The 22,052-nt window shown below is 76.8% G+C and carries 20 protein-coding genes; 1 reads left to right on the top strand and 19 read right to left on the bottom strand.

What is annotated here, in order from left to right; all coding sequences use genetic code 11:
- Together ribD and rpe are read right to left on the bottom strand one after the other, a co-directional pair.
- Window positions 1-1,062: a bifunctional diaminohydroxyphosphoribosylaminopyrimidine deaminase/5-amino-6-(5-phosphoribosylamino)uracil reductase RibD gene (gene ribD / locus ACFO3M_RS04530; protein WP_387986906.1), complete on the bottom strand. Its 1,062-nt coding sequence runs from the start codon at window positions 1,060-1,062 to the stop codon at window positions 1-3.
- Window positions 1,059-1,733 (bottom strand): ribulose-phosphate 3-epimerase, encoded by a 675-nt coding sequence (gene rpe, locus ACFO3M_RS04525; RefSeq protein ID WP_387986903.1) that lies wholly within the window; start codon window positions 1,731-1,733, stop codon window positions 1,059-1,061. The genes ribD and rpe overlap by 4 nt, the downstream gene beginning before the upstream one ends.
- Before the next feature lie 67 nt (window positions 1,734-1,800).
- Here rpe and ACFO3M_RS04520 point away from each other — a divergent pair, with 67 nt between their 5' ends.
- On the top strand, window positions 1,801-2,421 hold the full coding sequence (locus ACFO3M_RS04520) for a GPP34 family phosphoprotein (protein ID WP_387986900.1): 621 nt from the start codon (window positions 1,801-1,803) through the stop codon (window positions 2,419-2,421).
- Between the two features lie 7 nt (window positions 2,422-2,428).
- On the opposite strand, the gene ACFO3M_RS04515 is transcribed toward ACFO3M_RS04520, so the two are convergent.
- The 17 genes from ACFO3M_RS04515 to pyrR form a co-directional block, all read right to left on the bottom strand.
- Window positions 2,429-2,935 (bottom strand): hypothetical protein, encoded by a 507-nt coding sequence (locus ACFO3M_RS04515; protein WP_387986898.1) that lies wholly within the window; start codon window positions 2,933-2,935, stop codon window positions 2,429-2,431.
- A gap of 49 nt (window positions 2,936-2,984) precedes the next feature.
- Complete coding sequence (locus ACFO3M_RS04510; protein ID WP_387986896.1) at window positions 2,985-4,388, bottom strand: RsmB/NOP family class I SAM-dependent RNA methyltransferase; 1,404 nt, start codon at window positions 4,386-4,388, stop codon at window positions 2,985-2,987.
- 73 nt (window positions 4,389-4,461) lie between these two features.
- Window positions 4,462-5,439 carry a methionyl-tRNA formyltransferase gene (fmt, locus tag ACFO3M_RS04505; protein WP_387986893.1) on the bottom strand — a complete coding sequence of 326 codons (978 nt, stop codon included), beginning with the start codon at window positions 5,437-5,439 and terminating at the stop codon, window positions 4,462-4,464.
- Complete coding sequence (def, locus tag ACFO3M_RS04500) at window positions 5,388-5,921, bottom strand: peptide deformylase (protein ID WP_387986891.1); 534 nt, start codon at window positions 5,919-5,921, stop codon at window positions 5,388-5,390. Before def ends, fmt begins: the two co-directional genes overlap by 52 nt.
- A gap of 34 nt (window positions 5,922-5,955) precedes the next feature.
- Entirely contained in the window at window positions 5,956-7,902 is a 1,947-nt protein-coding gene (locus ACFO3M_RS04495; RefSeq protein ID WP_387986889.1) for a primosomal protein N', read from the bottom strand.
- A gap of 236 nt (window positions 7,903-8,138) precedes the next feature.
- Entirely contained in the window at window positions 8,139-9,332 is a 1,194-nt protein-coding gene (gene metK, locus ACFO3M_RS04490; RefSeq protein WP_387986886.1) for a methionine adenosyltransferase, read from the bottom strand.
- A gap of 94 nt (window positions 9,333-9,426) precedes the next feature.
- Window positions 9,427-10,653, bottom strand: coding sequence for a bifunctional phosphopantothenoylcysteine decarboxylase/phosphopantothenate--cysteine ligase CoaBC (gene coaBC, locus ACFO3M_RS04485; RefSeq protein WP_387986883.1), 1,227 nt, complete (start codon window positions 10,651-10,653; stop codon window positions 9,427-9,429).
- A 78-nt stretch (window positions 10,654-10,731) separates the two neighbouring features.
- A complete protein-coding gene (rpoZ, locus tag ACFO3M_RS04480; protein WP_089305624.1) occupies window positions 10,732-10,995 on the bottom strand; it encodes a DNA-directed RNA polymerase subunit omega in 264 nt (87 codons plus the stop codon).
- A 55-nt stretch (window positions 10,996-11,050) separates the two neighbouring features.
- A complete protein-coding gene (gmk, locus tag ACFO3M_RS04475) occupies window positions 11,051-11,614 on the bottom strand; it encodes a guanylate kinase (RefSeq protein WP_387986879.1) in 564 nt (187 codons plus the stop codon).
- A gap of 94 nt (window positions 11,615-11,708) precedes the next feature.
- Window positions 11,709-12,065, bottom strand: a complete 357-nt coding sequence (gene mihF, locus ACFO3M_RS04470) for an integration host factor, actinobacterial type (RefSeq protein WP_387986876.1) — start codon at window positions 12,063-12,065, stop codon at window positions 11,709-11,711.
- Between the two features lie 321 nt (window positions 12,066-12,386).
- Window positions 12,387-13,265, bottom strand: coding sequence for an orotidine-5'-phosphate decarboxylase (gene pyrF / locus ACFO3M_RS04465; protein WP_387986874.1), 879 nt, complete (start codon window positions 13,263-13,265; stop codon window positions 12,387-12,389).
- Window positions 13,262-14,593 carry a beta/alpha barrel domain-containing protein gene (locus tag ACFO3M_RS04460; RefSeq protein ID WP_387986871.1) on the bottom strand — a complete coding sequence of 444 codons (1,332 nt, stop codon included), beginning with the start codon at window positions 14,591-14,593 and terminating at the stop codon, window positions 13,262-13,264. The genes pyrF and ACFO3M_RS04460 overlap by 4 nt, the downstream gene beginning before the upstream one ends.
- Entirely contained in the window at window positions 14,590-17,895 is a 3,306-nt protein-coding gene (gene carB, locus ACFO3M_RS04455; RefSeq protein WP_387986869.1) for a carbamoyl-phosphate synthase large subunit, read from the bottom strand. Before carB ends, ACFO3M_RS04460 begins: the two co-directional genes overlap by 4 nt.
- Window positions 17,895-19,061 (bottom strand): glutamine-hydrolyzing carbamoyl-phosphate synthase small subunit, encoded by a 1,167-nt coding sequence (carA, locus tag ACFO3M_RS04450; protein WP_387986866.1) that lies wholly within the window; start codon window positions 19,059-19,061, stop codon window positions 17,895-17,897. Before carA ends, carB begins: the two co-directional genes overlap by 1 nt.
- Window positions 19,058-20,344, bottom strand: a complete 1,287-nt coding sequence (locus ACFO3M_RS04445) for a dihydroorotase (RefSeq protein WP_387986864.1) — start codon at window positions 20,342-20,344, stop codon at window positions 19,058-19,060. The genes carA and ACFO3M_RS04445 overlap by 4 nt, the downstream gene beginning before the upstream one ends.
- On the bottom strand, window positions 20,341-21,261 hold the full coding sequence (locus ACFO3M_RS04440) for an aspartate carbamoyltransferase catalytic subunit (protein ID WP_387986861.1): 921 nt from the start codon (window positions 21,259-21,261) through the stop codon (window positions 20,341-20,343). Before ACFO3M_RS04440 ends, ACFO3M_RS04445 begins: the two co-directional genes overlap by 4 nt.
- Window positions 21,258-21,851: a bifunctional pyr operon transcriptional regulator/uracil phosphoribosyltransferase PyrR gene (pyrR, locus tag ACFO3M_RS04435; protein WP_387986858.1), complete on the bottom strand. Its 594-nt coding sequence runs from the start codon at window positions 21,849-21,851 to the stop codon at window positions 21,258-21,260. The genes ACFO3M_RS04440 and pyrR overlap by 4 nt, the downstream gene beginning before the upstream one ends.
- Between the last annotated feature and the right edge of the window lie 201 nt (window positions 21,852-22,052).

Raw genomic sequence — 22,052 nt, 5'->3', positions numbered from 1 at the left:
TCAGCCCCTTCCGTCCGCGTCCGGTCGCTCTCCAGTGTGCCGGGTCGGCCGCAGGCGGATCTGCACGTCCCCGCCCAGCAGGGTGACGTCCCGGACCTCGAGGGACAGCGCTGCGCCGATCGTGCTGATTCCCAGGTCCCCCACCAGCGGGGGACCGGCGCCGAGCAGCTTCGGGGCGAGGTGGACGACGGCCTCGTCGACCAGCCCGGCGCGGAGGAAGGCCGCGGCCAGGGTCGGGCCGCCCTCGAGCAGCACCCGGCGGACGTCGCGGTCGAACAGCTCCGCGAGCAGCTCCGCCGGGCCGGCCGCCCGGCTGACGTGGGTGGGCGCGGCGCCGTCGAGCACCCGCGCGCTGGCCGGCAGCCGCCCGCGGCGGTCGTGCACGACGCGCAGCGGCTGGCGGGCGGCGTCCCGGCCGTCGGCGTCGCGGACGGTCAGCTGCGGGTCGTCGGCCAGGGCGGTGCCCGACCCGACGACGACGGCGTCGCAGGTGGCGCGCAGCGCGTGCACGGCGGCGCGGGCCGTGGGCCCGGTGATCCAGCGGCTGGTGCCGTCGGCGGCGGCGACGCGCCCGTCCAGGGTGGCGCCCACCTTCCAGACGACGAACGGCCGGCCCGCGCGGACGCCGGTGAGCCACGCGGCCAGCGCGCCCTCCTCGGCGGCCTGCCGCTCGACGCCCACCTCGACCTCGACGCCGGCCGCGCGCAGCGCCCCGGCGCCGCCGCCGGCCACGCCGGTGGGCTCGGGCACGGCGACGACGACCCGCGCGGCGCCGGCGGCGAGCAGCGCGTCGGCGCAGGGGCCGGTGCGGCCGGTGTGCGCGCACGGCTCGAGGGTGACGACGGCGGTGCCGCCGCGGGCGCGCTCGCCGGCCCCGCGCAGCGCGTGCACCTCGGCGTGCGGCCCGCCGGGCGGGGAGGTGGCGCCCTCCCCCACGACCGCGCCGCCGGCGTCGAGGACGACCGCGCCGACCGGCGGGTTGGGGCTGGTGGTCCCGAGGACGCTCTCGCCGAGCGCCCGTGCCCTCGCCATGGCGGCCTGCTCGGCCGGGGTGACCGTCACCCGGCGGTCGCCGCCGTGGCCCGGGCGCGCAGGGCGGCGATGGCGCGGGCCGGGTCGTCGGCGCCGTAGACGGCCGAGCCCGCGACGAAGACGTCGGCGCCGGCCTCGGCGGCCCGCTCGATGGTGTCGGCGTTGATGCCGCCGTCGACCTCCACCAGGACCTGCAGGTGGCCGGTGTCGACCAGCTCGCGGGCGCGGCGGACCTTGGGCAGCACCTCGGCCATGAACGCCTGGCCGCCGAAGCCGGGCTCGACGGTCATGACCAGCAGGGTGTCGAAGTCGCGCAGGACGTCCTCGTAGTCCTCCAGCGGCGTGCCGGGCTTGATCGCCAGGCCGGCCAGGGCGCCGGCGGCGCGGACGTCGCGCGCGACGCCGCGGGGGTCGCCGGTGCAGGCCTCGGCGTGCACGGTGACGTTGCGGGCGCCGAGCTCGGCGTACCCGGGCGCCCACCGCTCGGGCGCCTCAATCATCAGGTGGCAGTCGAGCGGGATCGGGCTCACCGCCTGGATCGCCTCGACCACCGGCCGCCCCAGGGTGAGGTTGGGGACGAAGTGGGCGTCCATGACGTCGACGTGCAGCCAGTCGGCGTCGGCGACGCGGGCCACCTCCTCGGCCAGCCGCGCGAAGTCCGCCGAGAGCAGGCTGGGGGCGATCATCGGGGTCCGGGCCACGTCGTCCGAGTCTAGGCAGCCGGTGATCACCCCCTCGCGGCGCCGCCGTCCCACTACCGTGCCGCCCGTGTCCGGGACCGGGGTGGCCGCGCGGGTCGCCGCGCTGTGCCTGGACCCGCGCGGGCGCCCGGGTGACTGGTCGGTCTGCGGTCCGGCCGTCCGCGCGGGCCTGCTGCTCGACCTCGGGCTGGACGGCCGGGTGACCCAGACGGCCGACAGCGTCGTCGTGGACCGGTCGCCGACCGGGTCCGCCGCCGCCGACCGGCTGCTCGCCGCGATCGCCACCGGGCCGGAGCGGTCCCTCGACAGCTGGGTCGAGGACGGGCCGGTCGGCCTGCGCGACGTCGCCGACGCGGAGGTCGCCGCCGGCCGCTGGCACCGGCGGCGGCTGCGGTGGCGCCGGGACCGGTTCGTGCCCGACCGCGAGCGGCTCGACGTCGACCGCACCCGGGACCCCGGCCTGCTCGACGACGGGTGGAGCGCAGGGGACGCCGCCGTCGTCGCCGTCGCCCTGGCCGCCGGGCTCCGCGGCGGGGGCCCGGTGCCGCCCGCCGCGGAGCTGGTCGCCGCCACCGGTGCCGCCGCGTGGCTGTGCGGGGCGGTCACCGAACACCTGCACGCCACCGCCCGCCGCTACCGCGCGCAGGCCACGGCGCTGCGCGCGGGCGACGCGCCCGGCCCGGCCTGACCGGCGCTCAGTCCCGGTCGGGCAGCGCGGTCCAGTCGGCCCAGGACAGGTCGCGGCCGACGTGGCGCGGCGCCCGCAGCGGCCACTCCGCGGCCAGCCAGCGCGGGACGAAGGCGTCCAGCGCCGCCTCGACCTCGGTGCCGGCCAGGCGGTCGACCACCCACCAGGACACCTCGGCGTCGGCGTCACCGGCCTTCTCCGGCGGGTCGACGTAGACGCAGCCGAGCAGCTCGGTCTCGTCCTCGTCGAGCAGCGCGTAGTTGAAGCTCTCGTGCGCCTCGATCTCCCGCTCGTGGCGGGCGAGGTCCTCCCGGTCCTGCTCCTCGGTCATCGTCGCGGGCGGCCAGCCCCACGCGTCGCCGTAGATCCCCCACAGCCGCTCGCGGGAGCCCATGACGGCGGGGAAGTCGATGGCGGTGTCGGCCGCGCGGATCGGGCGCAGGTGGTGGCCGGTGGGCAGGTCGGCACGGAGGGGGTGGACGAAGTCGTCGGGGAGCCAGGAGTCCGAGGGCACGGCGGGGCAGGCTAGGCGACGGACGCCGGGCGTGGGGCCCCGCCGCGCCTCAGCCGGTGCGGCGCAGCAGGGCCAGGAACATGGCGTCGGTGCCGTGCCGGTGCGGCCACAGCTGCCCGTACGCGCCGCGCTCGATCCCGGGGACCTCGGGGAACAGCGGCGCCACCGGCAGCACCTCGACGTCGTCCCGCGCGGCCGCGGCGTCCGCCACCGCGACGGTCTCCGCCGCGTGCGGCGAGCAGGTCACGTAGGCGACGACGCCGCCGGGGCGCACCGAGGCCAGCGCGCGGTCCAGGAGCGCCGTCTGCAGGCCCACCAGCGGGCCGACGTCGTCCGGCGTCCGCCGCCAGCGCACCTCCGGCCGCCGGCGCAGCGCGCCCAGCCCGGTGCACGGCGCGTCGAGCAGCACCCGGTCGAACGAGCCCGGCGCCCACGGCGGCTCGCGGCCGTCGGCGACGAGCACCTCCACGTCGTCCTCCCCCGCCAGCGCCCCGCGCACCAGCTCGGCGCGGTGCGGCGCGCGGTCGGCGGCGGTCAGGTGCACCCCCGCCGGGCGGACGGCGGCCAGCAGCCCCGCCTTGCCGCCGGGCCCCGCGCAGACGTCCAGCCAGCGCCCGTCCGGGCCCTCCAGCGGCGCGCGGGCGAGCAGCAGCGCGGCGAGCTGGCTGCCCTCGTCCTGCACCGCGGCCCGGCCCGCCCGCACCGAGGGCAGCCGGCCCGGGTCTCCCCCGCCCATCCGCACCGCGTACGGCGACCACGGCCCCGGCGTCCCGCCGGACTCCTCGGCCAGTTCGTCACGGGGCACGTGCCGGGCGACCAGGTGCACCTCGGGCGCGGCGTCGTCGGCGAGCAGCGCGTCCTCGAGCTCGGCGTCCCCGGCCGCACCGCCGCCCAGCGCCTCGCGCCAGGCCGACACGATCCACCCGGGGTGGTCGGTGGCCAGCGCCAGCCGCCGGTCGCCGTCGGCGCCGAGCCGCTCGAGCCAGGCGGCGCGGTCACCGCCGGCGGCCACCTTCCGCAGCACGGCGTTGACCAGCCCGGAGGCCCCGGCGCCGACGATCGCGCGGGTGAGGTCGACGGTGGTCGCGACGGCGGCGTGCGCCGGCACCCGCAGGTCGAGCAGCTGGTAGGCGCCCAGGCGGAGCAGGTCCAGGACGCGCCGGTCGAGGTCGGCCAGCGGGCGGTCGACCAGCCGGGCGAGCACCGCGTCGAGCGTGCCCTGCGCGCGCAGGGCCCCGTAGGCCAGCTGGGTGGCGAAGGCGGCGTCGCGCGGCTCGAGGGAGCGCTCGCGGAGCAGCTGCGGCAGCAGCAGGTTGGCGTAGGCCTCCCGCGCCGACACGCCGTCGAGGACGTCGTAGGCGGTCAGCCGGGCACCGTCGAGCGCCGGACGGCGCGGCGGGCGGTCGCGGCGCCCACCGCGCGGGCCGGCCGGGCGCCGGGGCGGGCGGCTCACGACTCCCCCTCGCCGGCGCTCGTCGTCGCCACGGGCCGGGCTGCTCCGCCCCTGCGTGACCTCGCGAGCCCGGTCACGAGCCCAGCCGCTCGCCGGGTGCCGGACGGGCGCCGCGGGCCCAGTCGGCCGCGGGCAGCACCCGCTTGCCCGCCGGCTGCACCTCGCCCAGCCGCACCGAGCCGCGGCCGGTGCCGACGACGACGCCGCCCGGCCCGGCCGACACCTCCCCGGGCGCCAGCGCCGGGGCGCTCGGCAGCGGCTCGACCGGGCCCAGGCGCAGCCGGTCGCCGCGCCAGGTGGTCCACGCGCCCGGCACCGGGGTCACCCCGCGCACCCGCCGGTCGACGACGTGCGCGGGCAGCTCCCAGTCGACCCGGGCGTCGGCGGTCTCGATCCGCGGCGCGAGGCTGACCCCCTCGGCCGGCTGGGGCCGCGGGACCAGCGTGCCGGCGGCGATGCCGTCGAGGGTGGCGACCAGCAGCCGGGCGCCGCTGACCGCCAGCCGGCCGAGCAGGTCGCCGGCGGTGTCGCGCGGGCCGATCGGCTCGGTGACCACGCCGAAGACCGGGCCGGTGTCCAGGCCCTGCTCGAGCCGGAAGGTGCAGGCGCCGGTGACCTCGTCGCCGGCCATGACCGCGTGCTGCACGGGCGCGGCGCCGCGCCAGGCCGGCAGCAGCGAGAAGTGCAGGTTCACCCAGCCGTGCGCGGGCAGCTCCAGCGCCGCGGGCGGGACCAGCGCGCCGTAGGCGACCACCGGCGCGCAGTCGACGGCGAGGTCCGCGAGCTGCCCGAGGAACTCCGGCTCGCGCGGCGAGCGCGGCTGCAGCACCGGCAGCCCGGCGGCGTCGGCGCGCTCGGCCACCGGGGAGCGGCTGACCTTCCGGCCGCGGCCGGAGCGGGCGTCGGGCCGGGTGAGCACGGCGACCACCTCGTGGTCGGAGGCCAGCAGCGCGTCCAGCGAGGGGACGGCGGCCTCGGGCGTCCCGGCGAACAGGAGCCTCAGTGGGGGCTCACCTCCACGCGCGGCACCCAGGCGCCCATGCCGGCCCACTCGGCCTCGGCCAGCGCGGCCCGTGCCGCGGCGGCGGCCTCGGGGTCGAGCCGGTCGACGAACACGACGCCGTCGAGGTGGTCGACCTCGTGCTGCACCGCGCGGGCCAGCAGGTCCGAGCCCTCCACCCGCACCGGGTCGCCGTGCTGGTTCCAGCCGGTGGCGACGACGTGCAGGTGGCGGCGGCAGTCGAAGCGGAAGCCCGGGATGGACAGGCAGCCCTCGGGCGCCTCCTCGGTCTCGTCGCCGACGAGGTCGACCGAGGGGTTGACCAGGTGACCCACCTCGCCGTCGACGTACCAGGTGAAGACGCGCAGTCCGACGCCGATCTGCGGCGCGGCGAGCCCGGCGCCGCCGGCGGCGTGCATGGTGTCGGTCAGGTCCGCGACGAGCCGGCGCAGCTCCGCGTCGAAGTCGACGACGGGCGCCGCGGGCCGGTGCAGGACCGGGTCGCCCAGCAGCCGGATGGGGGTGACGCTCACCCGCCCAGCGTAGGTGGGGGCGGGCGGGGACCCGTCACACGAGGTCGAGCGGGTCGAGCTGGACGCGGACGTGCTCGGGCACCTTGCGGGCGCTGCGCACGCCCTGCACCTCGGCCAGGGCGGTCGCCAGCGCCAGGCCCTCGGTGCGCGGCACCCGCACGAGGTACCGCTCGCGCTCGCCGTCCTGCCCGGGCCGCGGGGGCTCGGGCACCGGGCCGAGCAGGTCGGCCTCGTCGGGCAGCCGCGCGGCGCCCAGGAACTCCGCCAGCGCCGCCGGCGACCCGGACAGCGCGGCCATCCGGGTGGCCGGCGGGAAGCCGAGCTCGCGGCGGTCGGCGAGCTCGCGCCCGGCCAGCCAGCCCGGGTCCCAGCGGACCAGCGCCTGGACGACGGGGTGCGCGGCGTCGGCGGCGACGACGACCGAGCCGTGCGCCCGCACGAGCGTGGCGGCGTTCATCCAGCGGCGCAGGGTCTCCTCCCCCGCCCGCAGGTCCGCCCGCCCGAGCAGCGCCCACGAGTCCAGCAGCAGCGCGGCGCCGTAGCCGCCCTCGGCGACCGGCTCGGCGCCCGGCGTGGCCACGACCAGCTGCGGCCCGGCGGGCACCGACGGCAGCACGCCGGACCCGCGTCCGGACACCCGCACCGGCGCCCCGGGGAACGCCCGGCCCAGCTCCTCGGCGGTGCGGTTGGCGCCGACGACGGAGGCGCGCAGCTTCGTCCCGTGGCAGTGCGGGCAGGCGAAGGTGGCCGCGGGCCGGGCGCACCAGCGGCAGGCGGGCACCCGCGAGCCGCCCGGCCCGGGCGTGGGCGCGATGCCCAGCGGCCCGGAGCAGACCGCGCAGCGGGCCGGCGCCCGGCAGCGGTCGCACGACAGCCCGGGCGCGTAGCCGGCGCGCGGCACCTGCACCAGCACCGGCGTGCCCTCGGCCAGCGCCGCGCGGGCCACCCGGTGGGCGAGGCTCGGCAGCCGGGCGGTGCGCGCGGCCGGGTCGCGGGCCAGCTCGTGGTCCTCGCCGAGGGCCTGCACCCGCGGGGCGACCGCGCGCAGCGTGGCGCGGTCGGCGACGAGCTCGTGCGCCCAGCCGCTCTCCACCAGCAGCGCCGCCTCGGCGGTGCGCGCGGTGGCCGCGACGACGGCGGCGCACGAGGACAGGTGGGCGCGGTGCACCAGCACGTCGCGGGCGTGCGCGTACGGGGCGCGCGGCTCGGCGTGCAGGTCGTCGCCGTCGTCCCAGATCGCGACCAGACCCAGGTCGGCGACCGGCGCGAAGGCCGCCGCGCGGGTGCCGAGAACGACCTTGGCGCTGCCGCGGGCGGCGTCGAGGAAGCGGCGGTAGCGGGCGTCGGGGGCGGCGTCGGCGCGGAGCACGACGAACGACCCCTTCGGCAGCCGGGCGCCGGCCGCGGCCTCCAGCCGGTCCAGGTCGCGACCGTCGGGGACGACCACCAGCGCCCCCCGGCCGCCGGACAGCGCCGCCTGGCACAGCTCGGCCAGCCGGGCCGGCCAGTCCTCCCCCGGCAGCGCCGTCCACACCGCGCGGGCGGGCCGGCCCTCGGCGGCGGCGGCCAGCAGCGCCGGCCCGGTCGGGTAGCGGGCGAAGCCGGCCGGGTCCCGCGGCGCCGGCGGCGCCGGGGGCTCGGCCGGCGGGCGCTTCTCCGCGGCCGCCCGGCGCGGCGGGACGGCCAGCCGCAGGACGTCGGTCAGCGTGCCGCCCCAGCGCTGGGCGACCGAGCGGGCCAACGCGGCCACCTCAGGGGTGAGCACCGGCTCGGAGGAGACCAGCTTGGCCAGCGGGGCGAGCGTGCGGCCGGAGTCGCTGACGTCGGTGAGCTCGAGGACGAACCCGTCGACCAGCTGCCCGGCGAAGCGCACCCGCACCCGGCAGCCGGCCCGGACCTCACCGGCCATCTCGTCCGGGACCGCGTAGTCGAAGGCCCGGTCGAGGTGGGCCAGCGGCACGTCGACGACGACCCGGGCCACCCGCGGGCTGCGGGCAGCCGGGCCGGCCGGCGCGTCCGTGGTCTCGGGACTGGCGGGTGCCGAGGTCAGCGCTGTTCTCCGTTCGGCGGGGTCGTGTCGCAGCAGTGTCCCCGCCGGGTCCGACATCCCGGCCCCGCTGCAGGGGCCCGCCGCGAACCCGGTGACGTGCTGGGAGGCCACCCTCCGGGGCCCCTCCGCCTGCGCCTGCGAGGCGTGGGGGGAAGGGTGGTCCTCCGTCAGCCCACGGCGGAGCGGAGGGCCTCCACGCGGTCGGTGCGCTCCCAGGGCAGCTCGACGTCGGTGCGGCCGAAGTGGCCGTACGCGGCGGTCGGGCCGTAGATCGGCCGCAGCAGGTCCAGGTCGCGCACGATCGCGCCGGGGCGCAGGTCGAACACCGTGGTGACCGCCTTCTCCAGGACGTCGTTCGGGACGGTGCCGGTGCCGTGGGTGTCGACGAACAGCCCGACCGGGTGCGCGGCGCCGATGGCGTAGGCCACCTGCACCTCGCAGCGGCGGGCCAGGCCCGCGGCGACGACGTTCTTGGCCACCCAGCGCATCGCGTAGGCACCGGAGCGGTCGACCTTCGAGGGGTCCTTGCCGGAGAACGCGCCGCCGCCGTGGCGGGCCATGCCGCCGTAGGTGTCGACGATGATCTTGCGGCCGGTCAGCCCGGCGTCGCCCATCGGGCCGCCGATGACGAACTTGCCGGTCGGGTTCACCAGCAGCCGGTAGCCGTCGGTGGGCAGGCCGAGGGCCTGCAGCTCCGGCTCGACGACGAGCTCCTGCACGTCGGGGGTGAGCAGCTGCTCGATGGAGATGTCCTCGGCGTGCTGCGAGGAGACGACGACGGTGTCGACGCCGACCGGCCGGTCGTCCTCGTAGACGACGGTGACCTGGGTCTTGCCGTCGGGGCGCAGGTAGGGCACCGAGCCGTCCTTGCGGACCGCGGACAGCCGGCGCGACAGCCGGTGGGCCAGCGCGATCGGCAGCGGCATGAGCTCGGGGGTCTCGTCGGTGGCGTAGCCGAACATCAGGCCCTGGTCGCCGGCGCCCTGGCGCTCGATCTCGTCGTCGGTGGTGCCGGTGGTGCGCGCCTCGTAGGCGGTGTCCACGCCCTGCGCGATGTCCGGCGACTGCGCGCCGATGGAGACGCTGACGCCGCAGGAGGCGCCGTCGAAGCCCTTGCGGGAGGAGTCGTAGCCGATCCGCAGCACGGTGCGGCGGACGACGTCGGCGATGTCGACGTAGCCGGCGGTGGTGACCTCCCCGGCGATGTGGACCTGACCGGTGGTGATGAGCGTCTCGACGGCGACGCGGCTGCGCGGGTCCTGCGCCAGCATCTCGTCGAGGATCGCGTCGCTGATCTGGTCGGCGATCTTGTCCGGGTGGCCCTCGGTCACCGACTCGGACGTGAAGAGGCGGCGTGGCACTCGGTTCTCCCTGGGTCGGTGACGAGATCGCGGCGCGGCCTGCCCGCGCCGTGGGAGCAACTTACCGGCGCGTCCAGCCCGTGGCAGCCGCCGGTCAGGCGAGACGGGGCAGGACGACCTGCCAGACCGCCGCGGCGACGGCGTCCTTGCTGCCGTGGGGCACCTCCGTGGCGGTGCCGTCGGCGGCGAGGACGACCGCGGCGTTGTCCGGGCGGCCGAACACCCCGCCGCCGGAGACGTCGTTGACGACGAGCAGGTCGCAGCCCTTGCGGGCGAGCTTGGCGCGGGCGTGGGCCAGCACGTCGGCGTCGGCGTCGCCGGTCTCGGCGGCGAAGCCGATCACGAGCTGCCCGGGGGCGCGCTTGGTGACCAGCTCGGCGAGCACGTCGGGGTTGCGCACCAGCGGGACGGCGTCGGGCTCGCTCGCGCTGTCCTTCTTGAGCTTGGTGGCCGCGACGGTGGCCGGCCGGAAGTCCGCGACCGCCGCCGCCATGACGACGACGTCGGCTGCCGCCTCCCCGCCCGACCCAGCCTCGGCGAGCATCGCGGCGCGCAGCTCCTCCGCCGTCCCGGCCGGGACCACGCGGACGCCGAACGGCGCGGGCAGGTCGACGTTGGCCGCGACGAGGGTGACGTCGGCGCCGCGGGCGGCGGCGACGCGGGCCAGCGCCCAGCCCTGCATGCCCGACGAGCGGTTGCCCAGGTAGCGCACCGGGTCCAGCGGCTCGCGGGTGCCGCCGGCGCTGATCAGGACGCGGCGGCCGGTGAGGTCGGCCCGCACGACGTCGGCGCCCGCCGCGAGGACCACCTGCGCCAGCGCGGCGACGTCGGCGGGCTCGGGCAGCCGGCCGGGCCCGGAGTCGGGGCCGGTCAGCCGGCCGACGGCCGGCGGCAGCACGATCGAGCCGCGGCGGCGGAGCGTGGCGACGTTGTCCTGGGTGGCCGGGTGCAGCCACATCTCGGTGTGCATGGCCGGCACGAACACCACCGGGCAGTGCGCGGTGAGCAGCGTCGCGGTGAGCAGGTCGTCGGCGCGGCCCGTCGCGGCGCGGGCGAGCAGGTCGGCGGTGGCCGGCGCGACGACGACGAGGTCGGCGGTCTGCCCGATCCGCACGTGCGCCACCTCGGGCACCTCCGACCAGACGTCGGTGGTGACCGGGTGGCCGGACAGCGCCTCGAAGGTCGCCGCACCGACGAAGTGCAGCGCACCGGGGGTGGGGACGACGCGGACGTCGTGCCCGGCCTCGGTCAGCGCGCGCAGCAGCAGGGCGGCCTTGTAGGCGGCCACGCCCCCGGCGACGCCCAGCACGATCCGGCTCATGCGCTCCATCCTCCCGCAGACGCGACGACGCCCCCGGCCAGGGCCGGGGGCGTCGTCACCACTTCGGGGCCGGGCGGCCTAGTTGTCGCCGGCGGTGTGGGTCAGCAGGCCCTCGTTGATCTCGCGCAGCGCGATCGACAGGGGCTTCTCCTGGGGCGCGGTGTCGACCAGCGGGCCGACGTACTCGAGCAGGCCCTCGGAGAGCTGGCTGTAGTAGGCGTTGATCTGCCGCGCGCGCTTGGCGGCGAAGATCACCAGGCCGTACTTGCTGCTGGTGCGCTCGAGCAGCTCGTCGATCGGCGGGTTGGTGATGCCCTCGGGGGCGGGTGCGACTCCGGACACGGGCGGGCGTGCTCCTCGGTTGGCTCGGTGGGAGTGAGGGGCCTCGGGTGGCCGGTCACTCGGAGGCGCCGGCAGCCTTTCCTGCCGACGGCGCGACCAGCAATCCTACCAACTCGTCCGCGGCCCTCGCGACGTCGTCGTTGACCACCACGACGTCGAACTCCCCCGCGGCGTCCAGCTCGGCCTGCGCGATGGCGAGCCGGCGCTCCTGCACGGCCGGCGGCTCCGAGCCGCGGCCGGCCAGCCGGCTCTTCAGCTCCGCCCACGACGGCGGGGCGAGGAAGACGAGCTGCGCCTCCGGGGCGCGCGCCCGCACCTGGCGGGCGCCCTGCAGCTCGATCTCGAGCAGCGCCGGGGCCCCGGCCGCGAGACGCTCGCGGACCGGGGCGGCCGGCGTGCCGTAGCGGTTGCCCGCGTACTCGGCCCACTCGAGGAGGCCGTCCTCGGCGACCAGCCGGTCGAACTCGGCGTCGCTGAGGAAGTGGTAGTGCACCCCGTCGACCTCGCCCGGGCGCTGCCGGCGGGTGGTCACCGACACCGAGACCCACACGTCGGGGTGCCGGCGGCGGACCTCGGCGACGACGGTGCCCTTGCCGACCCCCGAGGGTCCGGAGAGCACCGTCAGGCGCGCCGGGGCAGGGATCGGCTGGGCAGTCGGCAACGGGTGGTCCCTCGTGGTGCTGGCGTCGGACGGGTGGTGCGGCGGGGCGACCTCAGACCGTCGAGTCGGCGGGCACCTGGTCGGCGACGACGTTCTCGCCGCCGAACTCCGCCTCCAGCGCCTTGCGCTGGTTGGCGCCCAGGCCGCGCACCCGGCGGGTCGGGGAGATCTCGAGCCGCTCCATGATCTTCGCAGCCCGGGCCTTGCCCACGCCGGGCAGGGACTCGAGCACCGCGGAGACGCGCATCTTGCCGATGACCTCGTCGGTCTCGCCCTGCTTGAGGACGTCGCCGACCGTGGCGCCCTTGCTCTTGAGCCGCTCGCGGAGCTCGGCGCGCGCCTTGCGGGCGGCGGCGGCCTTCTCCAGGGCGGCGGCGCGCTGTTCGGGGGACAGGTCGGGGAGGGGCATGGTGCGTCCCATCGTGTCGTTGCCGGGGATCTGCGACCCGGCGGGTACGTGCGGTGTCGGGAGCGGGGCCCGCGGTCTGGGCGCCGACGATCAACCTAGTAACCACGAATCCGCAGGTCACGCGCTGTTTGCACGAGGTTTTCGACCTCCGGTCGCCCGCTCGTGACGCCCTGTGGAAGGTCGGCGTGACCGTCCGTGAACACCGCAGGTCACAAAGTATACGAAACGCATTCGTATCGGGTCAGCGGCTCCGACACGACCGCACGTGACACGCCGGACGGCGCGCCGGGACGCCCGCCGGCAGGCGGGCCGGCGGCCGGCTCAGCCGGCCAGGTCCTCCGCCCAGCGGGCGGCCGCGGCGCGCAGCCCGGCGGGGTCCGGGCCCGCGGCGAGCACGTCGCGGGAGACGGTCGGGACGACCGCGCGGCCGGTGCCGAACAGCCGCCGCAGGTCCGCGGCCGAGCCGCCCTGGACGCCCAGCCCCGGCGCGAGCACCGGGCCGCCCAGCCCGTCGAGGTCGACGTCGAGCCCGCCCAGCGTGGCGCCGACGACGACGCCGAACGACCCGGTCGCGGCGCCCCAGCGGCTGCCGAGGTCCCGCACCGCGCCGGGGTCGGGCAGCGGGTCGCCCACCACCCAGCCGGGGGTGTTCCAGCCGCGGACGGTGTCGACGACGACCTGCGCCACCGACCGCTCCCCCACCGCCGCGTGCTGCAGCGTGCCGGCGTCGGGGTTGGACGTGCGGGCCAGCACGAACAGCCCGCCGCCGGCGAGCCGGGCGGTGTCCACGGCCGGCTGCAGCGAGCCCGGCCCCAGGTAGGGGCTGACGGTGAGCGCGTCGACCGCGCACGGGTGCTCCGGGCGCAGCACGTCGGCGTAGGCGTCCATCGTCGAGCCGATGTCGCCGCGCTTGGCGTCGAGCAGCACCAGCGCCCCGGCCGCGCGGGCCCGGGCGACGGCGTCCTCCAGCACGGCCAGGCCGCGCGAGCCGTGCCGCTCGAAGAACGCCGACTGCGGCTTGAGCACCGCGACCTCGCCGGCCAGCGCGTCCACCACCGTGTCGGTGAACCGGCGCAGCCCGTCGACGTCGTCGGCCAGGCCCCAGCGCTCCAGCAGCGGCGCGTGCGGGTCGATGCCCACGCACAGCGGTCCCCGGGTCGCGACGGCGTCGGCGAGGCGCTGCCCGAACGGCGCGCTCACCGGGGCACCGACCGCGGCAGGGTGTCGCCGTGCGCGGCGATGCAGTCGCGGGCGAGGAAGGGGTCGGCGAAGGCGCCCGACGCCGACTGCACGGCGTCGGCGCCGGCCTCGTACAGCGCCGCGAACGACGCCGGGTCGGTGACCCCGCCCATCGCCAGCACGTCGAAGCGCCGGCCGGACGCCTCGCGCAGCGCCACGAGCCGGCGGGTGAAGTCCAGCGCCCGGCCGCGCACGGCCGCCCCCGACAGTCCGGCCACCGCGCGGCCGGGGAAGGTCGGCTCGCCGTCGCCGCGCACCACCCGGCTCGCCACCGTGTTGATGCCCGCGACGCCGTCGACCAGCGGCGCCAGCCGGGGCACCAGCGCGGCCAGCCGGTCCTCGTCGAGCCAGGACAGCTTGGCGACCAGCCCGGTGCGGTCGTCCAGCGCGCGGCGCACGCCCTCGACGACGGCGACGGTGGCGTCCGCGTCCAGGCACAGCGGCGGCTTCACGCCGTCCGGCGAGGCCGACAGCGTGTTCGGGCACGACAGGTTGAGCTCGACGACGGTCGCCCCGGCCTCCTGGGCCATCGCCGCCACCCGGGCGAAGTCGTCGACCAGGGCGGGGCCGTCGCTGGACCCCATGACGCTGACCAGCAGCAGCTGGTCGGCGTCGACGGCGGCCAGCGACCGCTCGAGGTCGGCCATCCACTCCCCCGGCGCCGGCGAGGGCACGCCGAAGGAGTTGACCGTGCTGACGTCCGGGGAGCCGGGCTCCACCCAGTCCCAGGGGTCGGAGACGACGGCGTCACCCGGCGGGCGCGGCGCGAACGTCCAGTTCGGCTGCACGTTCGGCTCGTGCGCCCGGCTGCGCACGGTCTTGTAGGTGAGCACGCTGAACCCGTTGCGGGCGTGGAAGCGGACCCACTCCTCCCCGCCGTTCAGCACGCACGCCGGCACCCCCAGCGGGAAGGCGACGTCACGGCCGAGCACCCGCCACCGCCGGTCACCGGCCCGCGGCCGCCGCGGCAGCCGCGGGCCGACGGGGGTCGGCAGGTTGTCGCGGTAGGAGCCGAGCAGGTCGTAGGACGGCGTCCGCACCCCGTGCGCGGCCAGCAGCCCGCCGTGCCCGGCGAAGAACGCCACCCGGGTGAGCAGCGGCAGGTCGGCGTCGCCGGCCTCCCCCGCCGCCAGCCGCGCGGCCAGGCCCTCGGCGCCGGCCCGCAGCGCGGCGAGCTCGTCGGCCGGCGGCGTCGCGAACCGGGTGACCCCGGCCAGGAACGACGCCGCCAGCCCGTCGAGCAGCCCGCGGGCGACCAGGTCGTCCCGCACCTGCCCGACGACGCTCACGGGCGCGGCGCCGGCGCGGCGGTCAGACCGGCGTGGACCTCCTGCAGGCTGCGCACGCCGAGGCCGCCGCGGCGCAGGGCCTCGACGCCCTGCACCGCCGCCGCCAGCCCCTGCACCGTGGTGACGCACGGGATGCCGGCGGCCACCGCCGCGGTGCGGATCTCGTAGCCGTCCAGCCGCGGCCCGCTGTTGCCCGGCGACCCGAACGGCGTGTTCACCACGACGTCGACGTCGCCGGCGAGGATCCGCTCGACGCAGTTGCCCGGGCCCTCGCTGTACTTGCCGACCACCTCGCAGTCCACGCCGTTGCGGCGCAGCACCTGCGCGGTGCCGGCGGTGGCGAGCACCCGGAAGCCGAGGTCGGCCAGCCGCTTGACCGGGAACACCGCGGCCCGCTTGTCCCGGTTGGCCAACGAGACGAAGACCGTGCCCCCGGTGGGCAGCGAGCCGTAGGCGGCGGCCTGGGACTTGGCGAACGCGGTCCCGAAGCCGTCGTCGAGGCCCATGACCTCGCCGGTGGACTTCATCTCCGGTGACAGGACCGTGTCGACGCCGTGGCCCTCGACGGTGCGGAACCGGTGGAAGGGCAGCACCGCCTCCTTGACCGCGATCGGCGCGTCCTCGGGCAGGTCGGTGCCGTCGCCGGTGGCCGGCAGCACGCCGGTGGTGCGCAGGTCGGCGATCGTCTCCCCCACCGCGATCCGCGCCGCGGCCTTGGCCAGCTGCACCGCGGTCGCCTTGGACACGAACGGCACCGTGCGGCTGGCCCGCGGGTTGGCCTCCAGCACGTACAGGACGTCGTCCTTGAGCGCGTACTGCACGTTGAGCAGCCCGCGGACGCCGATCCGGGCGGCCAGCGCCTCGGTGGCGGTGCGGATCTGCGCCAGGTCGGAGGAGCCCAGGGTGATGGGCGGCAGCGCGCACGCGGAGTCGCCGGAGTGGATGCCGGCCTCCTCGATGTGCTCCATGACGCCGCCGAGGTAGAGCTCGGTGCCGTCGTAGAGCGCGTCGACGTCGATCTCGACGGCGTCCTCGAGGAACCGGTCGACCAGCACCGGGTGCTCGGGGCTGACGTCGGTGGCCTTGGCGATGTAGGCCTCGAGCGTGGCGTCGTCGTAGACGATCTCCATCCCGCGCCCGCCGAGCACGTAGGACGGGCGGACCAGCACGGGGTAGCCGATCCCGGCGGCGATCGCGCGGGCCTCGGCGAACGTCGTCGCGGTGCCGTGCTCGGGCGCTCGGAGGGCGGCGTCGGCGAGCACCCGGGAGAACGCCCCGCGGTCCTCGGCGTCGTCGATGGCCTCGGGCGAGGTGCCCAGCACCGGCACGCCGGCGTCCTTGAGCCGCTGCGCGAGGCCCAGCGGCGTCTGCCCGCCGAGGGTGCAGACGACCCCGGCCACCGGCCCGGCGGCGCGCTCGGCCTCGACCACCTCGAGGACGTCCTCGAAGGTCAGCGGCTCGAAGTACAGCCGGTCGGCGGTGTCGTAGTCGGTGGAGACGGTCTCGGGGTTGCAGTTGACCATCACGGCCTCGTAACCGGCGTCCTGCAGCGCCATGACCGCGTGCACGCACGAGTAGTCGAACTCGATGCCCTGCCCGATCCGGTTGGGCCCGGAGCCGAGGATCAGCACGGCCGGCTTCTCCCGCGGCTCGACCTCGGTCTCCTCGTCGTAGGACGAGTAGTGGTACGGCGTGCGGGCGGCGAACTCGGCGGCGCAGGTGTCCACGGTCTTGAACACCGGCCGGACGCCGAGCCGGTGGCGCAGCAGCCGGACGCCGTCCTCCCCCGACAGCTCCGGCCGCAGCGCGGCGATCTGCCGGTCGCTCAACCCGTGCCGCTTGGCCCGGCGCAGCACCGCGGCGGTGAGCGCCGGCGCCTCGCGGACCTCCGCGCCGACCTCCCCGACCAGCGCGATCTGGTCGACGAACCACGGGTCGAAGCCGCTGGCCTCGGCGACCTGCTCGACGGTGGCGCCGGCGCGCAGCGCCGCCTCCGCCACGTACAGCCGCCCGTCGACCGGCGTGCGCAGCGCCTCGAGCAGCTCCTCGGCCGTCGACCCGTCCTCCGGGCCGGTCCAGAAGCCGGCCACCTTCGTCTCGGTGGACCGCATCGCCTTGCCCAGCGCCTCGGGGAAGTTGCGGCCCATCGCCATGACCTCGCCGACGCTCTTCATCGTCGTGGTCAGCCGCGGGTCGGCGCCGGGGAACTTCTCGAACGCGAACCGCGGGATCTTCACGACGACGTAGTCCAGCGCCGGCTCGAAGCTGGCCGGGGTGACGCCGGTGATGTCGTTGGTGATCTCGTCGAGGGTGTAGCCGATGGCGAGCTTCGCGGCGATCTTGGCGATCGGGAAGCCGGTGGCCTTCGACGCCAGCGCGCTCGACCGGGACACCCGCGGGTTCATCTCGATGACGACCAGGCGCCCGTCGGCCGGGTTGACGGCGAACTGGATGTTGCAGCCGCCGGTGTCGACGCCGACCTCGCGCAGCACCGCGATGCCGACGTCGCGCATCCGCTGGTACTCGACGTCGGTGAGCGTCATCGCCGGCGCGACGGTGACCGAGTCGCCGGTGTGCACGCCCATCGCGTCGACGTTCTCGATCGAGCAGACGACGACCACGTTGTCGCTGCGGTCGCGCATGAGCTCGAGCTCGTACTCCTTCCAGCCGAGCACCGACTCCTCGATGAGCACGGTGTGCACCGGGGAGTCGGCCAGGCCGTGGGAGGCCATCCGGCGCAGCATCGCCTCGTCGGTGGCGAACCCGGAGCCGAGGCCGCCCATGGTGAAGCTCGGCCGGATGACGACCGGGTAGCCGACCTCGGCGGCGGTCTCCAGCGCCTCCTCGACGGTGGAGCAGACCCGCGAGCGCGGGGCGTCGGCGCCGATGGACCGGACGATGTCCTTGAACATCTGCCGGTCCTCGCCGCGGTTGATCGCGTCGACGTCGGCGCCGATGAGCCGGACGCCGTAGCGCTCCAGCGTGCCGTTCTCGTACAGGCCGATGGCGATGTTGAGCGCGGTCTGCCCGCCGAGGGTGGCCAGCAGCGCGTCGGGGCGCTCCTTGGCGATCACCCGCTCGACGAACTCCGGCGTCAGCGGCTCGACGTAGGTGGCGTCGGCGACGTCGGGGTCGGTCATGATCGTCGCCGGGTTGCTGTTGACCAGGCTGACCCGCAGGCCCTCGGCGCGCAGCACGCGGCAGGCCTGGGTGCCGGAGTAGTCGAACTCCGCGGCCTGGCCGATGAGGATCGGCCCGGAGCCGATGACCAGGACGTGCGAGATGTCGGTGCGCTTGGGCATCAGGCGTTCTCCCCCGTGCTGTGCTGGACCCGCGGCGCCGGGCTGACCGCGTCCCCGCCGTCCCGCGTGGCCTGCAGGAGGTCGACGAACCGCTGGAACAGCGGTGCCGCGTCGTGCGGGCCGGCGGCGGACTCGGGGTGGAACTGGACGCTGAACGCCGGGGCGTCGAGCAGCCGCAGCCCCTCGACGACGTCGTCGTTGAGGCCGACGTGGCTGACCTCGACCCGCCCGTAGGGGGTGTCGGTGGGCCGGTCCAGCGGCGCGTCGACGGCGAACCCGTGGTTGTGGCTGGTCACCCGGACGGTGCCGCTGACCCGGTCGAGCACCGGCTGGTTCAGGCCGCGGTGGCCGAAGCGCAGCTTGTAGGTGCCCAGGCCCAGCGCCCGGCCGAGGATCTGGTTGCCGAAGCAGATGCCGAACAGCGGCCGGCCGGCGTCGAGCACGCCCCGCACCGCGGCGACGGCGTAGTCGGCCGCGGCCGGGTCGCCGGGGCCGTTGGAGAGGAACACCCCGTCGGGGCCGGCGGCGAGCAGGTCCTGCGCGGTCGCGGTCGAGGGCAGCACGTGCGTCTCGACGCCGAGCGCGGCGAGGTGCCGCGGGGTGGCGGTCTTGATGCCGAGGTCGAGCGCGGCGATGGTGAACCGCCGCTCCCCCACCGCCGGGACGACGTAGGGCTCGCGGGTGCTCACCTGCGGCGCGAGGTCGGCGCCGGCCATGCCCTCGGCGGCGCGCACCCGGGCGAGCAGGGCGTCGGGGTCGGTGGACTCGCTGCTGATCCCGGCGCGCATCGCGCCGCGCTCGCGCAGGTGCCGGGTCAGGGCGCGGGTGTCGACGCCGCTGATCCCGACGACGCCCTGCGCGGCGAGCTCGTCGTCGAGGCTGCCGGTGGCCCGCCAGTTGGCCGGGCGGCGGGCGGGGTCGCGGACGACGAACCCGGCCACCCACATGCGGCGGCTCTCGTCGTCCTCGCCGTTGACGCCGGTGTTGCCGACGTGCGGCGCGGTCATCGTGACGATCTGGCCGGCGTAGCTGGGGTCGGTCAGCGTCTCCTGGTAGCCGGTCATCCCGGTGGCGAACACCGCCTCGCCGACCGTCGTCCCGACCTTGCCGTAGGACTCGCCGCGGAACGTCCGCCCGTCCTCGAGGACGAGGATCGCCTCGCTCACTTCACTGCCTTTCCGTCGAGCACCGTCGCCTCGCCCCGCAGGAACGTGGCGACGACCCGGCCGGGCAGCTCCCGGCCGGCGTAGGGACTGTTGCGGCTGCGGCTGGCCAGCGCGGCCGGGTCGACGGTGACCCGGGCGGCGGGGTCGAGCAGCAGCAGGTTGGCCGGCTCACCCGGCGCCAGCGGGCGCCCGTGACCGGCCAGGCGGCCGATGGCCGCGGGGCGGACCGACGTGCGGTCGGCGACGCCGGCCCAGTCGAGCAGGCCGGGCTCCACCAGCGTCTCCAGCACCACCGAGAGCGCCTGCTCCAGCCCGAGCATCCCCGGCCGGGCCTGCGCCCACTCGCTCTCCTTGTCCTCCACCGCGTGCGGCGCGTGGTCGGTGGCGACGGCGTCGATCGTGCCGTCGGCCAGGCCGGCGCGGAGGGCGTGGACGTCCTCGTCGGTGCGCAGCGGCGGGTTGACCTTGAACACCGGGTCGTAGGACTCGGCGCAGGCCTCGGTGAGCAGCAGGTGGTGCGGGGTGACCTCGGCGGTCACCTGCACGCCGCGGGACTTCGCCCAGCGCAGGATCTCCACCGAGCCGGCGGTGGAGACGTGGCAGACGTGCAGCCGGGCTCCCACGTGCTGGGCGAGCAGCACGTCGCGGGCGATGACCGCCTCCTCGGCGGCGGCCGGCCAGCCGGTCAGCCCGAGCCGCGCGGAGCGGTCGCCCTCGTTCATCTGCGCGCCGGCGGTCAGCCGGGGCTCCTCGGCGTGCTGCGCGACGACGCCGTCGAAGGCCTTGACGTACTCCAGCGCGCGGCGCATGAGCGCGGGGTCGGCCACGCAGTGCCCGTCGTCGGAGAAGACCCGCACGCGGGCGGCGGAGTCGGCCATCGCGCCGAGCTCGGCCAGCCGCTCGCCGCGCAGCCCGACGGTGACCGCGCCGACCGGCACGACGTCGACCAGCCCGGCCTCCTGGCCCAGCCGCCACACCTGCTCGACGACGCCGGCGGTGTCGGCGACCGGGTCGGTGTTGGCCATGGCGTGCACCGCGGTGAACCCGCCGAGGGCCGCGGCGCGGCTGCCGGTCTCCACCGTCTCGGCGTCCTCGCGGCCGGGCTCGCGCAGGTGGGTGTGCAGGTCGACCAGGCCGGGCAGGGCGACCAGCCCGTCCGCGTCGACGACGGTCGCGCCGGTGGCGGACAGCCGGTCCCCGACCGCGGCGATCCGCCCGTCCTGGAGCAGCAGGTCGGCGGGCTCGCCGCCGAGGACGCGCGCCCCCTTGATGAGCGTGGTCACGAGGAGGCCCCTCCCAGGAGCAGGTAGAGCACGGCCATCCGCACGCTGACGCCGTTGCCGACCTGCTCGACGATCGTCGAGCGGACCGAGTCGGCGACGTCGGCGGCGATCTCCATGCCGCGGTTCATCGGGCCGGGGTGCATGACGATCGCGTCGTCCGACAGCGCGGCCATCCGGACGGCGTCGAGGCCGTAGCGGCGGCTGTACTCGCGCGCGCTGGGGAAGAACGAGGCGTTCATCCGCTCGAGCTGGACCCGCAGCATCATCACGACGTCGGCCTTGGGCAGCACGGCGTCGAGGTCGTAGGAGACCTGCACCGGCCAGGACCCGACGCCGACCGGCAGCAGCGTCGGCGGCGCGACGAGGGTGACCTCCGCGCCGAGCGTCGTCAGCAGCCAGACGTTGGAGCGGGCCACCCGGCTGTGCAGGACGTCGCCGACGACCGCCACCCGCACGCCGTCGAGCCGGCCCAGCCGGCGGCGGATCGTGTAGGCGTCCAGCAGCGCCTGGGTGGGGTGCTCGTGGGTGCCGTCGCCGGCGTTGACGACGCTGCCGCGCACCCAGCCGGCCAGCCGGTGCGGAGCGCCGGACGCCGAGTGGCGGACGACGATCGCGTCGCTGCCCATCGCCTCGAGGGTGAGCGCGGTGTCCTTGAGGCTCTCGCCCTTGGAGACGCTGCTGCCCTTGGCCGAGAAGTTGATGACGTCGGCGGACAGCCGCTTGGCCGCGAGCTCGAAGGAGATGCGGGTGCGGGTGGAGTCCTCGTAGAAGAGGTTGACCACCGTGCGCCCGCGCAGCGTGGGCAGCTTCTTGACCTCGCGGCCGGCGAGCGCCTGGTCGATCTGCGCGGCGGTGTCGAGGACGAGCGTGGCGTCGGCGCGGTCGAGGTCGGCCGCGTCCAGCAGGTGGCGCTTCACCGGCCGGTCACCAGGACCTCGTCGGTGCCGTCGGTCTCGGCGAGGTGCACCCGGACCTTCTGCGCGCGCGAGGTGGGCACGTTCTTGCCCACGTAGTCGGCGCGGATCGGCAGCTCGCGGTGGCCGCGGTCGACCAGCACCGCCAGCTGCACCGCGCGGGGCCGGCCGAGGTCGCGCAGCGCGTCGAGCGCCGCGCGCACCGAGCGGCCGGAGAACAGGACGTCGTCGACGAGGACGACCAGCCGGCCGTCGATCCCGGCGGGCGGCAGGACGGTGTCCTCCAGCGCCCGGACGCCGCGCATCCGCAGGTCGTCGCGGTACAGGGTGATGTCGACGGTGCCGACGTCGACCGCCGTGCCGGCGAAGGCGGCGATGCGGGCGGCCAGCCGGCGGGCCAGCGGGGCGCCGCGGGTGGGGATGCCGACCAGGACGACGTCGGGGAGGGCGTCGCCGGCCTTCTCGATCACCTGGTGGGCGATGCGGTCGACGACGCGCGCGACGTCGGCTGCGGCGAGCAGCACGGTGGGCGCCGGGCCGTCGGACGGGTCTGTGGACTGGTTCGCGGGCAGGGGCCCGGTCGTGCCGGCCATCAGGCCTCCTTCCCCGCCTCACGGGACGGGTCGTTAAAGGAGTGGGGTGGACCGGTCTCGACCGTACTGCACCCCTCCGTGTGACCGTCGTCGCGCGTCGTGGCCCTGCAGGTGGGCGCGGGAGTCCCAGGATGATCCGCACGAGGGATGCGCTGTTGCCATCCGCCACTTGTGAGTACGCTGCGTGACGAACCGGCCTCC

It is taken from the genome of Geodermatophilus arenarius, from assembly GCF_042654585.1.
Taxonomy (GTDB): domain Bacteria; phylum Actinomycetota; class Actinomycetes; order Mycobacteriales; family Geodermatophilaceae; genus Geodermatophilus; species Geodermatophilus arenarius.
Note: the sequence above shows the minus strand (reverse complement) of the source record. Positions and strands in the feature narration are given on the sequence as shown.